This is a genomic window from Paenibacillus xylaniclasticus (assembly GCF_004001065.1).
Classification (GTDB): Bacteria; Bacillota; Bacilli; order Paenibacillales; family Paenibacillaceae; genus Paenibacillus_T; species Paenibacillus_T xylaniclasticus.
Genome location: NZ_BIML01000005.1, coordinates 231,062 through 247,307 on the forward strand (window position 1 = coordinate 231,062; position 16,246 = coordinate 247,307).

The 16,246-nt window shown below is 51.6% G+C and carries 19 protein-coding genes; 5 read left to right on the forward strand and 14 right to left on the reverse strand.

The window, feature by feature from the left end; translation table 11 throughout:
- Window positions 1–3: 3 nt before the first annotated feature.
- Entirely contained in the window at window positions 4–498 is a 495-nt protein-coding gene (locus tag PXY01_RS08330) for a glutathione peroxidase (protein ID WP_127569215.1), read from the reverse strand.
- A gap of 112 nt (window positions 499–610) precedes the next feature.
- A complete protein-coding gene (locus PXY01_RS08335; RefSeq protein WP_246027840.1) occupies window positions 611–1,051 on the reverse strand; it encodes a MarR family winged helix-turn-helix transcriptional regulator in 441 nt (146 codons plus the stop codon).
- Window positions 1,052–1,386: 335 nt separating this feature from the next.
- Between PXY01_RS08335 and PXY01_RS08340 the strand changes: the two genes are divergently transcribed.
- Window positions 1,387–1,833 carry a GNAT family N-acetyltransferase gene (locus PXY01_RS08340; RefSeq protein ID WP_174721815.1) on the forward strand — a complete coding sequence of 149 codons (447 nt, stop codon included), beginning with the start codon at window positions 1,387–1,389 and terminating at the stop codon, window positions 1,831–1,833.
- A gap of 99 nt (window positions 1,834–1,932) precedes the next feature.
- Here the strand turns inward: PXY01_RS08340 and PXY01_RS08345 are convergent, their stop codons facing one another.
- A complete protein-coding gene (locus PXY01_RS08345; protein WP_246027855.1) occupies window positions 1,933–2,913 on the reverse strand; it encodes an ABC transporter substrate-binding protein in 981 nt (326 codons plus the stop codon).
- Between the two features lie 233 nt (window positions 2,914–3,146).
- On the opposite strand from PXY01_RS08345, the gene PXY01_RS08350 reads away from it, so the two are divergent.
- Both PXY01_RS08350 and PXY01_RS08355 read left to right on the forward strand, forming a co-directional pair.
- Complete coding sequence (locus PXY01_RS08350; protein WP_127569219.1) at window positions 3,147–4,166, forward strand: FecCD family ABC transporter permease; 1,020 nt, start codon at window positions 3,147–3,149, stop codon at window positions 4,164–4,166.
- A complete protein-coding gene (locus PXY01_RS08355) occupies window positions 4,159–5,160 on the forward strand; it encodes a FecCD family ABC transporter permease (RefSeq protein WP_127569221.1) in 1,002 nt (333 codons plus the stop codon). Before PXY01_RS08350 ends, PXY01_RS08355 begins: the two co-directional genes overlap by 8 nt.
- A gap of 85 nt (window positions 5,161–5,245) precedes the next feature.
- Here the strand turns inward: PXY01_RS08355 and PXY01_RS08360 are convergent, their stop codons facing one another.
- The 4 genes from PXY01_RS08360 to PXY01_RS08375 all read right to left on the reverse strand — a co-directional run bounded on the left by PXY01_RS08360 (window position 5,246) and on the right by PXY01_RS08375 (window position 8,553).
- Window positions 5,246–5,737, reverse strand: coding sequence for a CcdC family protein (locus tag PXY01_RS08360; protein WP_127569223.1), 492 nt, complete (start codon window positions 5,735–5,737; stop codon window positions 5,246–5,248).
- A gap of 230 nt (window positions 5,738–5,967) precedes the next feature.
- Window positions 5,968–7,296, reverse strand: a complete 1,329-nt coding sequence (locus tag PXY01_RS08365; protein WP_127569225.1) for a catalase — start codon at window positions 7,294–7,296, stop codon at window positions 5,968–5,970.
- A gap of 100 nt (window positions 7,297–7,396) precedes the next feature.
- A complete protein-coding gene (locus PXY01_RS08370) occupies window positions 7,397–8,185 on the reverse strand; it encodes a response regulator transcription factor (protein WP_164744343.1) in 789 nt (262 codons plus the stop codon).
- Window positions 8,161–8,553 (reverse strand): Fur family transcriptional regulator, encoded by a 393-nt coding sequence (locus tag PXY01_RS08375; RefSeq protein WP_127569229.1) that lies wholly within the window; start codon window positions 8,551–8,553, stop codon window positions 8,161–8,163. Before PXY01_RS08375 ends, PXY01_RS08370 begins: the two co-directional genes overlap by 25 nt.
- 186 nt (window positions 8,554–8,739) lie before the next feature.
- On the opposite strand from PXY01_RS08375, the gene PXY01_RS08380 reads away from it, so the two are divergent.
- Complete coding sequence (locus tag PXY01_RS08380; RefSeq protein WP_127569231.1) at window positions 8,740–9,234, forward strand: Crp/Fnr family transcriptional regulator; 495 nt, start codon at window positions 8,740–8,742, stop codon at window positions 9,232–9,234.
- A 40-nt stretch (window positions 9,235–9,274) separates the two neighbouring features.
- Here the strand turns inward: PXY01_RS08380 and hmpA are convergent, their stop codons facing one another.
- Together hmpA and PXY01_RS08390 are read right to left on the reverse strand one after the other, a co-directional pair.
- The gene (gene hmpA, locus PXY01_RS08385) at window positions 9,275–10,486 is read right to left on the reverse strand and encodes an NO-inducible flavohemoprotein (protein WP_127569233.1); all 1,212 of its coding nucleotides are present in this window, start codon (window positions 10,484–10,486) and stop codon (window positions 9,275–9,277) included.
- A gap of 193 nt (window positions 10,487–10,679) precedes the next feature.
- Window positions 10,680–11,060, reverse strand: coding sequence for a helix-turn-helix domain-containing protein (locus tag PXY01_RS08390; protein ID WP_164744344.1), 381 nt, complete (start codon window positions 11,058–11,060; stop codon window positions 10,680–10,682).
- A gap of 179 nt (window positions 11,061–11,239) precedes the next feature.
- On the opposite strand from PXY01_RS08390, the gene PXY01_RS08395 reads away from it, so the two are divergent.
- Window positions 11,240–11,506: a helix-turn-helix transcriptional regulator gene (locus PXY01_RS08395; protein ID WP_164744345.1), complete on the forward strand. Its 267-nt coding sequence runs from the start codon at window positions 11,240–11,242 to the stop codon at window positions 11,504–11,506.
- Window positions 11,507–11,622: 116 nt separating this feature from the next.
- Here the strand turns inward: PXY01_RS08395 and cyoD are convergent, their stop codons facing one another.
- The 5 genes from cyoD to PXY01_RS08420 form a co-directional block, all read right to left on the reverse strand.
- Window positions 11,623–11,967, reverse strand: a complete 345-nt coding sequence (gene cyoD, locus PXY01_RS08400) for a cytochrome o ubiquinol oxidase subunit IV (RefSeq protein ID WP_127569239.1) — start codon at window positions 11,965–11,967, stop codon at window positions 11,623–11,625.
- A gap of 1 nt (window position 11,968) precedes the next feature.
- Complete coding sequence (cyoC, locus tag PXY01_RS08405; protein ID WP_127569241.1) at window positions 11,969–12,583, reverse strand: cytochrome o ubiquinol oxidase subunit III; 615 nt, start codon at window positions 12,581–12,583, stop codon at window positions 11,969–11,971.
- Entirely contained in the window at window positions 12,583–14,556 is a 1,974-nt protein-coding gene (locus PXY01_RS08410; RefSeq protein WP_127569243.1) for a cbb3-type cytochrome c oxidase subunit I, read from the reverse strand. Before PXY01_RS08410 ends, cyoC begins: the two co-directional genes overlap by 1 nt.
- A gap of 51 nt (window positions 14,557–14,607) precedes the next feature.
- Window positions 14,608–15,495, reverse strand: coding sequence for a ubiquinol oxidase subunit II (cyoA, locus tag PXY01_RS08415; RefSeq protein ID WP_127569245.1), 888 nt, complete (start codon window positions 15,493–15,495; stop codon window positions 14,608–14,610).
- 394 nt (window positions 15,496–15,889) lie between these two features.
- Complete coding sequence (locus PXY01_RS08420) at window positions 15,890–16,171, reverse strand: hypothetical protein (protein ID WP_127569247.1); 282 nt, start codon at window positions 16,169–16,171, stop codon at window positions 15,890–15,892.
- Between the last annotated feature and the right edge of the window lie 75 nt (window positions 16,172–16,246).

Here is a 16,246-nt window from a genome sequence, read left to right on the forward strand (position 1 = left end):
CGTTTACCCCAACAACCCGGAAATTAATTCCTCCATGGATTCAGGCGTCTGCCTTGGCTCGAACCGGGCAGCGACTTGTCCTTCCCGATCAATGACGAACTTCGTGAAGTTCCACTTCGGATCGTTATCCTGCACTTCGCCTTCCGGCGCTTCGACCGGTGCGGCGTCCGACAAATAGCGGAACAGCGGAATCGCTGTCTCGCCCCTTACATCGACTTTCGCGAGGATCGGGAACGTAACCCCATAGTTCAGTGTGCAGAACGATTGAATTTCATCGTTCGAGCCCGGCTCCTGCCCCCCAAACTGGTTGCACGGGAATCCGAGAATTTCCAAACCCCGCGGCGCATACTTCTCATAAAGCTCTTGAAGCCCCTCGTACTGCGGCGTCAGTCCGCATTGGCTCGCCGTATTGACGATAACGAGCACCTTTCCTTTATACGCTGACAGACTGACCGGTTCGCCCTTCGCATTGTTAACCGTGTAATCATATACGCTCATTATAGATTCCTCCAATAGAGTATAATTTGCGAACCGCATATGAGGCTGCCCGCTTAAACCCATCTATTCCCATATGTTATTATAACGTCTTCTCATCGGCTCTGCCTAAGGCTTAAGTCTCCTGCATTTCCCGTACAAGCTGCTGCAGCTTCTCGCGCAGGCCATTCCCTTCCTCCATCGACAAGCCCGTCTGGCAAAAAACTTTCTCTGGAATGTCAGTCGCGCGGTCTCGAAGCGCCCGGCCCTGCTCCGTTAACTCTACAAGTACGCTCCGTTCATCCTTCACATCCCGTGTACGCGTAATAAGCCCCGCAGCCTCCAGCTTCTTCAAGAGCGGGGTCAACGTTCCCGAATCGAGCAGAAGCTCCTCGCCTAACTGCTTCACGCTCACATTGTCGTGCTCCCATAGCACGAGCAGCGTCACATATTGCGTATACGTGAGGCCGAGTTCGTCCAGAAACGGCCGGTACAGCCTCGTCATCTCACGCGAGCAAGCGTATAAAGCAAAACAAAGCTGATGCTCCAGCTTTAATTGAACTGGATAATCCGTCACGTTCTGCCCCTCCTTCCTCTCGTTATTCATTCAAAAGCCTGCAATTCAATTGCATACAATTTTTATACGGTAACGATACCATACGCCCTTCTGAGCTGTCAAACAAACTACATCCTACATCGTCTTGCCCTGCTCATAATATGGCTTAATTCCACTAATAAAGGAAGGAGATATGGAATAAAACGCGAATAAAGCCTACTATGCACTAGTGCTTTACATCTCGAGAGGAGTGATGTGATATGACAACAATCTATCATGCATTGGGTTTAAGGAAGGTTACGCAATAATCGCAGAGGATGAATTCCTCTGCGAAACGAAATTCGGGAGGAATTCGTATGGCCATTCATTTAAAGCCAGTATCTATTGAAAACTGGTTTGCATGTACCCAGCTTAAGGTTACGCCAGAGCAGCTTACCGTTTTTCCTGCACCTGTAGTCTATTGGATTGCCGAATCTAAGTATGTGGATGATTGGGATTTGCGTGCGATTTACGACGATGATGTTCTGGTAGGATTTCTTGTGTATTGCACGAAGCCAGATCAGGATGATAACTATTGGATTCCTGCCCTGATGATTGACGCCAATCATCAAGGCAAAGGTTATGGCAAAGCTGCAATGAAAGCTCTGATCGGGCTCATGAGTCTTGCTAATTGCACAAGAATTATGATTGGACATCGTCCGAACAATTCTATTGCAGGAAAGCTGTACGAGTCTCTAGGGTTCAAGAAGGTTAGTGAAGAAATAATAGACGGCGAAATCATACGTCTGCTGCAAATCGCTTAACCAATAAGCTCTTCGGCTGTCTCTGTACAAGAAGCCTAACAAAAAGACTGCTTCGGCCGCAATTGCAATCAATTAGCGCCAAGCAGTCTTTCATTTGTCTTATTTGAAATAAGTCAGCAGCTCTTCAACCATCTTGTTCGCAGAGAGAATGCCGCCCGACGTGTTCCAGATCGCATCGTCTACCAGATGCACGTTGTTGTTTTTCACAACGGATAAGTTTTTCCACAACGGATCGTTCATCCACTCGTCAGCCACTTTCCGCGTAGTGTCCGAGCCGTCCGGATTGTACATGAAGTAGAACAGAATATCGCCGTCCATATCTGGGATGCGGTCTTTGTTCACGTCATCTGCGAAGCCGTCCTTCGACTGAGCTTCCGGACGAGCCAGACCGATCTGTTCGAGAATCACGCCGGAGAACGTTTGATTGTAGTAGATACGTGTTTTGTCTGGCATAAAACGAACGATTGATACTTTCTTCTTCAGATCGTCTCCTAGTGTCGCCTTTGCATCCTCGATCTTCTTCGCGAAGTCTGCCAGCAGCTTGTCGCCTTCTTCCTTCTTGTTCAGTGCTTCTGCATACAGCTTGAAGTTCGCTTGCCATTCACCGCGCAGCGTCTCGGACATAACCGTAGGCGCGATGGCATTCAATTGGTCATATACTTTCTCTTGGCGCAGCTTGTTGCCGATAATTAGATCTGGCTTCAAGCTTGCGATCAGCTCGATGTTCGGCTGCGACTCGCTGCCAAGCACCTCGACACCTTCCATTTGATCTTTAATATGCGGGTACCACGGGTCCCCTTCGTACGACTCTACCGCACCGATTGGCTTCACGCCGAGCGCTAGAAGCGCCTCTGTCCCTTCATTCGTCAGAACGACGACACGCTCCGGCGTACCTTCTACCTTCGCCGTGCCCATTGCATGCGAAATTTCACGGACTGTTTCCGTCTGAGCACTGCCGCTTTCCGCTTCCGTGCCGCTCTCTGATTTTTTCTCATCCTTGCTGCCGCAGCCTGCAGCAATGACCGCGAATACGAGTATCAGTGCGAACAGTCCAAGCCAAGTCTTCTTCATATTCTTCATCTGTTTCAACCTTCCTCCTTGTTCACGTTGTATCTACTCCAAAAAATTCACCCTCAGATGATAACGATTATCAATTCTGACACTATCGTATCTTAGTACACCGTGAAGTTCTCTGTCAATAAAATATTGACAATGATTCTCAACATCATTGACGCTCTGTTCATCTTTTCCTAAAATAGAGGCATTATTACATTATCACCAATCGACATTCCATAATCAGGAGCTAACGCATAATGAATCCTTTACTCAAAAGCACCCGTCAGAAAGCTGGCTTTCTGATTCTAGGTTTTGTCTTAATGCTCATGACAGCGGCAGCCAGTCTACTATTCAACGGGAGCCACACGTATTCGCCAGCACAAGTCATAGATGCCTATAATCACTTCGACGGCTCGAATACAGATCTTATCATTCGTAACATCCAGATTCCGCGCATGACCATCGCTGTCATCGTTGGCGCCAGCTTGGCAGTCGCTGGCGCCTTCATGCAGGTGATGACCCGCAATCCGCTCGCTTCGCCTTCTGTTATGGGCATTAACTCTGGAGCAGCTCTGGCTATCGTCATCGCACTGTCCATTGCAGGCAGCGGCGCGTTATCGAGCTCACAGCTCATCTTAATCGCATTTGCTGGCTCGGCCGTCACCGCCCTCGTCGTATTCTCTCTGGGTGCAGTCAGCAAGAGCCAAGGCGAAACGCCAATACGAGTCACACTTGCCGGCTCAGCCGTCGCGGCATTCGCCTCGGCGTGGACAATGGGTATCCTGCTCAAGCAGAACAAGATGCTCGACGATATCCTGCTCTGGCTCGTCGGTTCCGTCTCCGGACGGGATCTGCATCATCTAAATGCTGTGCTTCCTTATACGATTGCCGGACTTCTAGGCGCGCTCTTCATGGCCAAGTCAGTCAATGTGCTCAGTATGGGTGAAGAGACCGCGCGCAGCCTCGGACTTCGAATCGGACTCGTGCGCACCGTCATGACTGTACTGGTCGTCCTGCTTGCAGGCTCTTCGGTCGCCGTGGCCGGCCCGATCGCTTTCGTCGGGGTCATTATTCCGCATATCAGCCGATTTCTGATCGGACACGACTACCGCTGGATCATTCCGTACTCGATCGTGCTCGGCTCCTCGCTGCTTATGGCGGCTGATACTATCAGCCGGTTCATTCTTCAGCCGGAGGAGCTTCCGGTTGGGGTGGCAACCGCGTTGATCGGCGTCCCGTTCTTCATCTATGTCGCCAGAAGGAGAAGCTATGCGTAATCTTAAATTTACATCGATACTCATTCTATTGACCTTCGTTACGACCGCTACCGTCGTCGTCTGCGTCGCCGTAGGCAGTACATATATTCCGATTGGAAATGCTGTCAAGGCATTAGTAGGAGTAGGGGACGAAAGCTCATCGCTCATCATCGTGAAGCTCCGACTGCCGCGCGTACTGATGGCCGTATTGGTCGGCGCGTCGCTCGCCGCTGCCGGGGCAATTCTGCAGGGGCTCGTCCGCAATCCGCTCGCTTCGCCCGATCTCGTCGGCATCTCCGGAGGAGCGACGGTTGCGTCCATTCTGTTCTTGACCTTCAGCGGCGGTAAACTGAGCATTCAATGGGTGCCTCTATTCGCTATCCTCGGCGCATTCGTCACGGCTGCCATCAACTATGCGGCCGCATGGCGCCGCGGAATATCGCCGCTTCGGTTCGTTCTAATCGGCATTTCGCTAGCCACCGCAATGGGAGCACTCACGACCTTCGCTTTAAAAATCGGTCCGCCTTATATGGCCTCGCAAGCACTTGGCTGGATGACAGGTACGCTGTACGGCACAGCTTGGATGCACATTTGGACATTGCTGCCTTGGGCGGTTGTATTGTTGTTCGCCGCAATCTATATGTCACGCTTCTTGAATGCGCTAGAGCTCGGCGACAGTCTTGCAATCGGCATTGGCACGCCAGTGCAACGAACCCGACTGCTCATGCTCGTCATTAGCGTTGGCTTGACCGGGGCTGCTGTCGGCATGGCCGGCGGTATCGGCTTCATCGGTTTGATGGCGCCGCATATAGCTCGCCGACTCGTCGGACCGAAATTCGATAGACTTCTTCCTGCGGCCGCCCTAGTCGGCGCCTGCCTGCTGCTTACAGCCGACCTCGCCGGACGCACGCTTATGCTGCCGAGCGACATTCCAGCTGGCGTATTCACCGCCGCAATCGGCGCTCCATTCTTCCTGTACCTGCTGTTCGCCAAGCACAGAAGAGCAGGCAGCTAGTCGTTCGTATAACCTAAATAGGGCATCCCGTCGCGCGTCAAGCGCACGTCAGGATGCCGTTGTCATGTTACGAGCATTATGCAAATTAAGAACTGATCGTATCGGGCTCCACCAGACGCCGGTAACGAACCAGCATAGCTAGACGCCACGGTACAAGCATACCGAATGCCAGCAGGAAGAACAGCGCTCCTGTCTGCGGAACGGTCACGTACCGCTCCACGACGTCGTGCAAAGCAATACGGATGATGAACAAGCCAATAATAAAATAAATAAACATACGGGAACGCCGCAAATAGATTTGATCCCCTACCCGCTCAAAATGCGACGTTGCAATAAGCGGTGGCGCGAACAGAACAACGCCTGCGGCCAGCGCGACAATCGCCCATAACAGTGAGACATGCGTCAGCGGCGATATGAACATAAGAAAACCGGTCGACATGCCAACCGGCGGCATTATAATTTTACGAAGCGACGTCGGCTTATTAGCAGCCTTCATACGAACTGCAATGATGGTAGCCCCAGCGACGATCGACATAAACAATGAACCGTATTGAACGAGCTGCGCTGATACCTGCATCGCTCGTGCCTCCCCCCGCCAATACTTATCTTAATCCGCTCTGCATGAATGATTTTCAAACGATTGACCAATTTCATCCTACTCGAAATATTGACGCGCCGCAAGTAATCCGCTAACATTCACTTGCGCGGCGAAAGCCATTGCACTTGAACAACAGCATGATCGATACATAAAAGCAGACAACAGCACCCCCCCGTCCTTAGCGCGAAGGACGGGGGGGTGCTGTTGAATTAACTTCGCGGAACGAGCTCCGCAAACTCGATGTCGAGCCCAGCGGCGATACGGCTGCCAAATTGCTCATCCGCACGGAAGAAGCTGTGTACGGCGAGCAACTGCGTCTGATGAGCAACCTTCCGCAGCTCATCGACTAGATTGCGAACGAGCCACCCCCGCTCCTCCTCCGGCAGCGAACGGTAACGCTCGCCGGCTTGGGCGAAATCATCTTCTGCCGCACTAAGCCTGCACGAGGAGATGCCTTGGGCCCTTACCCGGCTGCCGGACATCTCCTGTGCTTGCTCCCTACGTTCCGGCTCATCGCCATGTATGGCATTAGATACACGCCGACTATGGCTAACAAGCGCGTTCGGAGCATGAACGGGAATACTCAAATGGCTGGCACTCGTTCGATGCCCGCTGCCATCCGATTGAGTAAATAAAAGGCCGCACAGCAGCGGGTCCTCGGACGGCTCAATGCCAGGTACAAGCGTTCCCGCCGAGAAGGCGGACTGCTCCACTTCGAGGAAATAATTTACTGGATTCTGATTTAACGTCATCGTTCCGACCTTCACAAGTGGGAACTGCTCCTTAGGCCACTCCTTCGTAGGATCAAGCGAAGCTAGCGGCGGCAGCGCCTCCCCCGCTTCGCGCGCCGCCAGCTGGACGTACAGCTCCCATTGCGGACAGCGGCCAAGCTCAATCGACGCATACAGATCCCGAGTGGCATGGCTGAAATCGCTGGTCTGCAGCTCCGCTGCCTCCGAAGGTGTGAAGTTTACAGTACCTTGCTTAGGCTTCCAGTGATACTTCACATACGTTTGTTTGCCTTCAGCATTCACCCATTTGAACGCATGAACGCTGCAGCCATTCATCTGTCGGTAGTTCGCAGGTGTCCCCTCATTCGAGAACAGCCACGTAAGCATATGAACCGATTCCGGTGATCGGGTCATGAAATCCCAATAACGGTCTGGCGATGGAAGCTTCGTGTCCGGCAGCGGCTTCAATGAATGCAGCAGCTCATCATACTTACTCACATCCCGTATAAAAAACACAGGAAGATGACTGCCGACAATGTCGTATTCACCTTCCTCCGTATAAAACTTAACCGCAAAGCTGCGCAGATCGCGTACCGTCTCAGGCGAGCCATAGCCTTGCGTGACTGGCGAGAACCGCACAAGCACGGGCGTCTTCTGTCCTTCCATCTGAATAAAATGAGCCTTCGTATAGGCCGCCATTGACCGCTCGGTGACGAATATGCCCCGTGCACCAGCGCCTCTCGCATGAAGGTCGCGCATCGGAAGGCGCTCCCTTACTCCTTGACTCGTTGCCAGATGCTCGTTCATCTCTCATCTACTCCTCTCATCTGGCTAACGGTTATGCGGCGGCCGACTCGATTATGCATAGAATTAGACTTAATCTAAATAAATGGGTGAACAAAGTCTCTTAGCCAAAGCTTGCACTATAATCCGCACGATATGACGGGCGCTCATCAGCAAGCCGGTAACCCGCTCCCCGTACAGTTGCGACATATTTCGGGAAAATAGCGTTGTCCCCAAGCTTCTTGCGAAGCGTCTTCACATGGACATCTACCGTGTTGCTGCTGCTGAACAAGGCACTGCCCCAGATCCGCTCCGTAATCGCCTCGCGCGTCAGCACGCTTCCACCTGCGTTCAACAGCACAAGCAGCAGCTCATATTCGGTTCTCGTCAGCCGCAGCTCCCGATTGTCCCGATATACGCTCATTCTGCCCGTATCGATCAGCAAATCCTTGAACCGCCGTATATTCGTACTAACGCTGCTGCCCGTCGCCGAACCATACTCGACAGCTGCCGCTTGAACGATGCGTCTTGCATGAAGCAGCACCTCTTGCGCGCTGCCCGGCCAGAGCAGCATTTCGTCTGCCGCCCCTTCTTCCAGACGTTTGGCAAGCACATCCTCCGTCACAAGGAACAGCACGCGCTTAGCTGGCAGTCCATACGGCTCGAGAAGCCGGTCTGAAGCGGAGACAGGGACGTATGGCGAATCCCCCGTCAAATCGCAAATCAGCATATCGGGAGCAAGCTGAACGATGAAGGCGGACTCCGGAAGCTGATGCGTCATGAAAACATCGAAGCCGTCGTCAACGAGCAGACTAACCGCCTCCTGCATCGGTACGGGCCGCCCGCTAACAATCATGATTCGGCGGCGGGCGGCGGGCAGTCTATCGTTTACTTGTCGTTCTGAACTGAACATGCCACACACACTCCTTCGAGCACCACGGATGCGTGATGCACTTGATATTGGGTCTCTTGCGCTGCTAGGGCCATCCATTCCGCCGGCAGCTCTGTCGTCACTTCGTCGACGCGGCCGCATCGTACGCATACGATATGATGGTGATCCTCTGTTCTAGCGTCGTATCGAGAAGCGGACTCGCCAAGGTTCAGCTCCTTAACCAATCCTGCTTCTGTCAAATAACGCAGTGAATTATACACCGTGCCATAAGCAAACATATGCCCCTGCTCACGGAGTCGTTCCATTACGTCTGCCGCGGTTGGGTGATCATGCGACTGCTGCAGAATATTCAATACAGCCCGTCTCTGGGTCGTCATATTAAGCTTCATATTCGGTCATCCTTTGTTGCGAATATTATCGTTATCGTAATAGCGGTCGCATCAGCATCCGTTAGTGGTATCGTTATTATTTTATAATTATTATAAATTTAGAATTAGTTCAAGTCAATGATCAGATTCAAATTGAGGATGTCCCAACCTGGAGTATGTTATGCTTACTTGAGGAGGTGCAACATTATGCTGCTGCATCGAGGTGAGATATTATTTCGGCAGGGTGAATCCGGCTCGTTGTTCCGGCTGCATTCCGGCTTGCTGAAGATTGTCCGCGTCCGCGAGGATGGTGCTATGCTCTTACTAAATTTTATTATTCCTGGGGAAGTCATTCCCCATCATTCACTCATATCCCCTAAAGCATATCACGGCACCGCTATTGCCCTTGTCACCAGCGAGGTCGAACGAATTCCGGCCGCCGAATGGTATGCCCGGCTTGCCGTTGACGCTCCCGCGGCGCTGGAAGTAGCGAGACTGCTGCAGAGCAAGCTGCGCATGATGCAGGAGCGGATCGACCAGCTTGCGCTCAGCAGTCCGGCAGACAAGCTGGAATCGTTCCGGCGGTGGATCGAGACTTATGTACCGCCAGAAACGAAACTGACCGATCTGCTCACTCAGGAGGAGATCGGTCAGTTTCTATCCATTCGCCGCGAGACCGTCAACCGGCTGCTGCGCGGCTGACACTTGGCGGCGAATGCTTCGACGCTATATAAATTGACGATTACAGTTGAGATGCCGGGCCAAAAAACTCATACCGAATACGGTCGTTATCGATACCGAGCGATTGCAGCGCCTCAACCATAGCCTTCATGAACGGCACTGGTCCACAAATATAATAGACGGCGTCCGCTGGCGCCTCCGCTGCTAGGTAAGCGGCATCGATTCGGCCCTCGCGGTCGAACCGGTTAGCTGCACGGTCTTCCTCTGTCGGCTGCTCATATACGAACCGTACCTTTGCAGACTCACCGATCCGGTCGGCTGACGCCAACACTTCTTCACGCAGCGCATGGACGCTTCCGTTCAGCGCTGCATGCAGGTAGACGACAGCCCGCTTAGGGTGGCGGCCACTGGCGGCATCCGATGCCAGCGTATGCAGCATGCTCGTCATCGGCGTTAGACCGACACCGCCGCTAAGCAGGACGACCGACCGGCCGTCTTCCCTGTCAAGCACGAACTCACCCGCAGGAGCGGACAGCTCCAGCACGTCGCCTTCTTGGACTTGGCGATGCAGATAATTCGATACAAGTCCGCCTTCCTCGCGTTTCACACTTATCCGATAATACGGCTTGCCCGGCTCACAGGACAGGCTGTACTGGCGGTTCGCCGTATGCGGATGCCCAGGAACATTCACTTTCACCGTTACATATTGCCCCGGTTGGAACGCGGATATTGCTGCTCCGTCCTGAGGTATCAGATAGAAGGAAGTGATAAGCTCGCTTTCAATTACTTTACGGTCCACAACGAACGGTCGGAAATCTGCCCAACCGCCTGCCTCCTTCTCCGCTTCAGCATACATCTCAGCCTCCACTTTGATGAAGACGTCAGCGATAACGCCATAGGCTTCAGCCCATGCGTCCAAAATTTCAGGCGTCGCGGCCTCACCCAGCACCTCACGAATGGCAGCCAGCAAATTTTCACCTACAATTGGATACTGGTCTGCTTTAATGCCAAGACTCCGATGCTTATGGGCAATAACACGTACCGCAGGCAGTATAGCCGGCAAATTATCGATATGCGCTGCAGCGGCGTATACCGCATTGGCTAGTGCCTGCGGCTGCCGTCCTTGTCTCTGATGCGCGTGATTGAATAGGTTCAACAGCTCTGGGTGATTGTTAAACAATCTTTTATAGAAATGCTCTGTAATCGCTCTTCCATGCTCCGCCAATACCGGAACCGTCGACTTGATCGTCGCAATCGTTGCTTCACTCAGCATATGGATTCGCTTCCTTTCAAGTTCAAATATCGATTCTCTCGATCCTCCTCGAGTATACCGCTATGTCGGAATCATCCTGTGTGATTGCAGTCACAGGAAGAATGAATATCTGTTGAACAACAAAGCCACAAACCGATAGACAAAAGGGTCGTCTCTCCTTAGCAGTAAACATTGTGCCAAAGAGGAACGACCCTTATTCGTCTTCCAAAGCTTTCTTCGTCTGTTCAACGATTCGCATCAGCGTCCTGAACGCTTTCGGCTTCATCTCTCGCTTCGCTCGCAGAATGAACTGAACCTCAGGTTCATACAGCTCGCTTTCTTCTTTCACAAGCCCCGATATAGGCGCATACCCCGCCAGGATTAGCAGTTCGTTCAAGTCGGCGCCGCCTAGTGCTTGGCCGAGCGCGACGACCGTCTCCCGTGATGGAGAGAACCGCCCCTTCTCTATTGAACTGATGAACGAATAGCTAATTCCAGATTTTTCTGCCAGGTCACGCAACGACAAATTGTTCGTTAAGCGAAGCCTTCGAATCGTAAGACCAAGCCGCTCTTTATCCGTCCATTCCCTGTCCATTTCCATAATCACCCGATACCATCTTACTTGTTTCGTATTGCAAAACACAATCATTTTCGCCAAACGTGTGAATATTCCCGAAACAACTGTGTTGTAATTCAACACATTTTGCTGTATAATATTTACATGGACATTTATGTAATTGTTGTTTATTCATTCTTTCAATGGCGGTGATCTCAATGGCTCCACCTGCAGTAATCGGGAACCGTATATCCCGAATTCGCAAGCTTCGCGGCATTACTCAGCAGCAATTAGCCGATGCACTCGGTATAGACCGGGCTTCTCTGTCGCAGATTGAGACGGGACGTTACTCTCCGCGAGCAGAGACGATTCGCAAGCTCTCAGACTATTTTCAGCTTCCTATTGGGGATCTCTTCTTCAATCCTGCGCTTCCAGCTGACCGCGACCGACTCAGCATACCACTAGCCCCCATCGTGAGCAATTAACAATTAGACAAGGCCTGTCTACATATGCCTGCGAGCTATGCTATCAAGAAGCAAGAAGCCGCCCTGGTCTGCCTCATGATGAGGCTTCCAGAGCGGCTTCTTGTTATAGGACGGTGTTAAACCGCAACCTTGTTATAAGCCATAATCCAGATCGAGCCGGCGACGATACAGAATAGAATGAGCACCGCGAATAACAGCGCAGTGATATTCCATTTCGAGTTCTCGCCTTCCTTCAAGTGCATGAAGAACCATAGCTGTACGACGAACTGCAGGACGGCAAGGATCAGAATGAGTACGATCGTGCCCGTCTTGCTCATCATATCGTTCATAACGACGACGAGTGGAATGATCGTCAGGACGATCGACAGGAGAAAACCAATTACGTAAGATTTCAGCGAGCCATGCCCGCCTTCATGGCCGCCATGACCGTGCTGGCCGTGTGAATGCGTTGATTGCGCCATCTTACATCACCCCCATCAGATAGACGACCGTCAGGACGAAAATCCATACGACGTCGAGGAAGTGCCAGTACAGGCTGAGCACTTCGACTTTGCGCTTCGTAACTGGCGTAATGCTGCGTTTGCTCAATTGAATCATCAGCCCAACCATCCAGACCAGACCGATCGAGACGTGCAGACCGTGTGTGCCGACGAGCGTGAAGAAGCCGGACAGGAAGCCGCTTGTTGCAATCGTTGCGCCTTCGTGTACCATCTCTGCAAATTCATAAAGCTCAAGGCCGATAAACGAAGCGCCGAGAATAGCCGTTACCGCGAGCCAACCAATCAGCGCTTTCTTCTTGCCAGCATGCATAGCCAGCACGGCGAGCCCGCTCGTGAACGAGCTCGTCAGCAGGATGAACGTCTCAGCGATAACGCCCGACATATTGAACAGCTCTTCAGCCGTTGGGCCGCCAGCCGTATTGTCTTTCAGGACGATATAGGTAGCGAACAGACAGCCGAAGATGATGACGTCTGTCATCAGGAATATCCAGAAACCAAACGTTTTGAGTGACTCTAGATCATGATGCCCATGCTCATGACCATGACCACCCGCATGATGCGAGGCTGTTTTTGCCATTAGATCGCTGCCTCCTTCAATGCTGCCGCTTTTTCCGTACGTTCGATCTCATCCACTGGGATGTAATAATCGTCATCATACGTGAACGAGCGGGCAATCATACAGACGGCTACGCCGACTAGCGACGGAATAACCATCCATGTCCAATCCCACACGAAGCCGAAGCCTGCGCCGAACCAGAAGATCGACATAATGAACGGAATCGCAGAGTTTTTCGGCATATGAATCGGCTGCAGTGCCGGTTTAGGAGGCAATTTCTCACCTCTAGCCAGCTTCTGCTTCGTTTCCCACCAATCGTCCACATCATGAACGACCGGCTCAGTTGCAAAGTTATACAGCGGCGCAGGCGACGGAATGGACCATTCGAGTGTGCGTGCATCCCAATGGTCGCCTTTGGCCTTCTTGAAGAACCGAATGCTGTGCGCGATTTGCCATACTTGGAACAGGAAGCCTGCCCCCATCAAGAAACCACCGATTGTCGAGACCATGTTGAGCGGTCCCCAGCCCATATCGAAGTCATACGTATACAGGCGGCGGGTCATACCGTCGAGACCCAAGAAGTACTGCGGCATGAAGCAGACGTAGAAGCCGATGTTCCACAGCCAGAACGCCCATTTGCCCAGATGCTCGTTGAGTGCGAAGCCGAACATTTTTGGCCACCAATAATACAGACCTGCGAAATAACCGAACGCAACACCACCGATGAGCACTTGGTGGAAGTGCGCAATCAGGAAGTAGCTGTTATGGAACTGGAAGTCCGCTGGTGCAACCGAGAGCAGCACGCCCGTCATACCGCCGATGACGAAGCACGGAATGAATGCAATCGCCCACATCATCGGAGTTGTAAACCGGATACGGCCACGGAACATCGTGAACAGCCAGTTGAATACTTTAACACCAGTTGGTATAGCTATAACCATTGTTGATACGGCGAAGAACGCATTGACGTCCGCGCCCGAGCCCATCGTGAAGAAGTGGTGAGCCCATGTGAAGAAAGACATCACAGCGATACCGATCATGGCGAACACCATGGAGGTATAGCCGAACAATTTTTTACGGGAGAATGTCGCCACGACCTCGGAGAAAATACCAAATGCCGGTACGACGACGATATAAACCTCTGGATGTCCCCACATCCAGATCAAGTTGATGTACATCATCGGGTTGCCGCCCGCATCAAGCGTGAAGAAGTGAGCGCCCAGATAACGATCCAGGAACAAGAGCGCCATCGACACCGTCAGAATTGGGAAAGCAAACAGAATCATAATACAGCTGGACAATACCGACCACGTGAATAGCGGCATCTTCATCAGCTTCATACCTGGAGCACGCATTTTCAGAATCGTTACGACGAAGTTAATACCTGTCGCCAGCGAGCCGATACCGGAAATCTGAATACCCCAAATATAAAAGTTCTGACCGACGCCTGGGCTGTGCGACAGCTCCGAAAGCGGCGGATAAGCAAGCCAGCCGGCATCCGGCGAGCCGCCGATAACGAACGAGACGTTGAACAGCATCGCGCCGAAGAAGAACAGCCAGAAGCTGAGTGCGTTCAAGAACGGATACGCGACGTCACGCGCACCAATCTGCAGCGGTACTGCGATATTGAACAAACCGAACATGAGCGGCATCGCCATGAACAGAATCATAATAACGCCGTGTGTCGTAAAGATCGCGTTGTAGTGCTCGGCATGCAGGAAGTCAGCTCCTGGCACTGCCAGCTGCACCCGCATAAGCAGCGCATCGACGCCGCCACGGAACAACATTAGAATCGAAGAAATAATATACATGATGCCGACGCGCTTATGATCGACTGTAGTCAACCATTCACGCCAGAGCCATCCCCACTTCTTGAAGATCGTAAGGACGAGTACGATCGCCACCATGGCAAGCACTATGCTGACCTGTGCCCCGAGAATCATCGGGTCACCGGTTACGAAGAAATCCGAGAAACTTTCTAAGTTCCCCCACATAGTTGCTGCCTCCTTTCGTAATCCTTTTAGATTAATAGTACTAAGTTGCTGCTATTCTTCCTTATTGTTGTCGCCGCCATGCTGATGGCCTTCGTCGACAACATATTTGTTAACGATTTTATCGAACAAGCCTTCTGGGAAGGAGTTGAACGTCTGTACAGCCGAAGAGCTTGGCTCTGCAAGCTGCTCGTAGCCTTCCAGCGTCAATGCCGTAGGGCCCGCCTTAACTTCCGATACCCAGTTGTTGAAATCTTCGTCGCTTGTTGCATCAACTTGGAATTTCATGTCCGCAAAGTTCGGACCACTGAAGTTCGCTCCCGAGCCATAGTAGCTGCCTTGTTCATCCGCTTGCAGGTACAGCGTCATGTTCATACCGGACATCGTATACATCTGTCCGCCAAGCTGTGGGATCCAGAACGAGTTCATCGGTGCATCCGACGTCAATTCGAACTTGATCGGCCGATCCTCTGGAATCTTGATATAGTTGACCGTTGCAATGCCTTCCTCCGGATACGTGAACAGCCATTTCCAGTCAAGCGACGTCGCTTGAATAACGAGCGGCTCTTTATCCGATTTCAGCGGTTTTGATGGCTCCAGCGAATACGTATACTTGACCGTTATAACTGCTAGAATGCCGATGACTACGATTGGAATCGCCCACCACGTAATTTCCGCCTTCGTATTGTGCGACCAGACCGGCATATAAGGAGCCTTATTGCCTGGTTTATCCCGGTATCGCCATACAATCCATGCCGTCAAGATGATAACCGGCACAAGTATGACTGCACACAGAATCGATGAAATGATGATCAGATCCCGTTGCTCCTCACCGATCGGGCCCTTTGGATCCATAACCATCGATGAGCTGCAGCCTGACAGCAGTACGGTCATGATGAGCATGAGCAGGCCGATTCCATACTTGGTTAGTTTCGATCGCATGTTCTTCTTCATCTCCTTCGTCCCACCCGAACGCCTCCGTCCGGAGGTCATATCCGAGTCATTCACAAATTGCTATTCATACGATACCAGATCACTTCTCGGATTACGCCCCTGTTTGCAAATACGTCAATTATTATTCTCCAATCTGTAAAACAAAGTTCACGATATCGACACGGAGAAGGTTAAGTCTTCCTTCTCATGCAGATGAAGGGCCGTATTATCACTTTTTTTGTATGAAAAATATACATTAAATGTAATTCAAAACTGCATATGGAGTTCAAACATCTATCGTCCGTCATATAAGACAAGTGCTATTATCTACATTTGTGACAACAAAAAACCCCTCCGAAGAGGGGTTATATCAATTTCTATACAATTGTGAATGAATATGTCGTTATTGGTCGCTGCGAGTATCTCTGTTATCCGATTGCTCCCGTCTTGTGTTAACAAGATGTATTGCAGTACGGATGACATAGATGTGTACGCTGCCGACCAGAAATCCAATACCGATCATCAATCCCCAGTTACGGTCGTTGAACGGCTGCAAGTACATCAAGCACAACACAACGCCAATCGTCAAAGCGGCCCATGCGGCGATCGTCATAATCCATACGAGCGGCCGGAATCCGCGTTCATTCATTAGCTTGCTCGTAATTGATGTCGTCTTCGTCGTCATGGCTGAACACGCTCCTCAATTTGTTTTGTAAGTGTAAGTGTTTACATTTATAGTATACCACAAATGAGGAAGAAA

What these genes read in the sequence shown, in the direction of transcription:
- PXY01_RS08330 (WP_127569215.1), bottom strand. Translation starts at nt 498, where the DNA reads ATGAGCGTATATGATTACACGGTTAACAATGCGAAGGGCGAACCGGTC.
- PXY01_RS08340 (WP_174721815.1), top strand. Translation starts at nt 1,387, where the DNA reads ATGGCCATTCATTTAAAGCCAGTATCTATTGAAAACTGGTTTGCATGT.
- PXY01_RS08345 (WP_246027855.1), bottom strand. Translation starts at nt 2,913, where the DNA reads ATGAAGAATATGAAGAAGACTTGGCTTGGACTGTTCGCACTGATACTC.
- PXY01_RS08350 (WP_127569219.1), top strand. Translation starts at nt 3,147, where the DNA reads ATGAATCCTTTACTCAAAAGCACCCGTCAGAAAGCTGGCTTTCTGATT.
- PXY01_RS08355 (WP_127569221.1), top strand. Translation starts at nt 4,159, where the DNA reads ATGCGTAATCTTAAATTTACATCGATACTCATTCTATTGACCTTCGTT.
- PXY01_RS08360 (WP_127569223.1), bottom strand. Translation starts at nt 5,737, where the DNA reads ATGCAGGTATCAGCGCAGCTCGTTCAATACGGTTCATTGTTTATGTCG.
- PXY01_RS08365 (WP_127569225.1), bottom strand. Translation starts at nt 7,296, where the DNA reads ATGAACGAGCATCTGGCAACGAGTCAAGGAGTAAGGGAGCGCCTTCCG.
- PXY01_RS08370 (WP_164744343.1), bottom strand. Translation starts at nt 8,185, where the DNA reads ATGTTCAGTTCAGAACGACAAGTAAACGATAGACTGCCCGCCGCCCGC.
- PXY01_RS08375 (WP_127569229.1), bottom strand. Translation starts at nt 8,553, where the DNA reads ATGAAGCTTAATATGACGACCCAGAGACGGGCTGTATTGAATATTCTG.
- PXY01_RS08380 (WP_127569231.1), top strand. Translation starts at nt 8,740, where the DNA reads ATGCTGCTGCATCGAGGTGAGATATTATTTCGGCAGGGTGAATCCGGC.
- hmpA (WP_127569233.1), bottom strand. Translation starts at nt 10,486, where the DNA reads ATGCTGAGTGAAGCAACGATTGCGACGATCAAGTCGACGGTTCCGGTA.
- PXY01_RS08390 (WP_164744344.1), bottom strand. Translation starts at nt 11,060, where the DNA reads ATGGACAGGGAATGGACGGATAAAGAGCGGCTTGGTCTTACGATTCGA.
- PXY01_RS08395 (WP_164744345.1), top strand. Translation starts at nt 11,240, where the DNA reads ATGGCTCCACCTGCAGTAATCGGGAACCGTATATCCCGAATTCGCAAG.
- cyoD (WP_127569239.1), bottom strand. Translation starts at nt 11,967, where the DNA reads ATGGCGCAATCAACGCATTCACACGGCCAGCACGGTCATGGCGGCCAT.
- cyoC (WP_127569241.1), bottom strand. Translation starts at nt 12,583, where the DNA reads ATGGCAAAAACAGCCTCGCATCATGCGGGTGGTCATGGTCATGAGCAT.
- PXY01_RS08410 (WP_127569243.1), bottom strand. Translation starts at nt 14,556, where the DNA reads ATGTGGGGGAACTTAGAAAGTTTCTCGGATTTCTTCGTAACCGGTGAC.
- cyoA (WP_127569245.1), bottom strand. Translation starts at nt 15,495, where the DNA reads ATGCGATCGAAACTAACCAAGTATGGAATCGGCCTGCTCATGCTCATC.
- PXY01_RS08420 (WP_127569247.1), bottom strand. Translation starts at nt 16,171, where the DNA reads ATGACGACGAAGACGACATCAATTACGAGCAAGCTAATGAATGAACGC.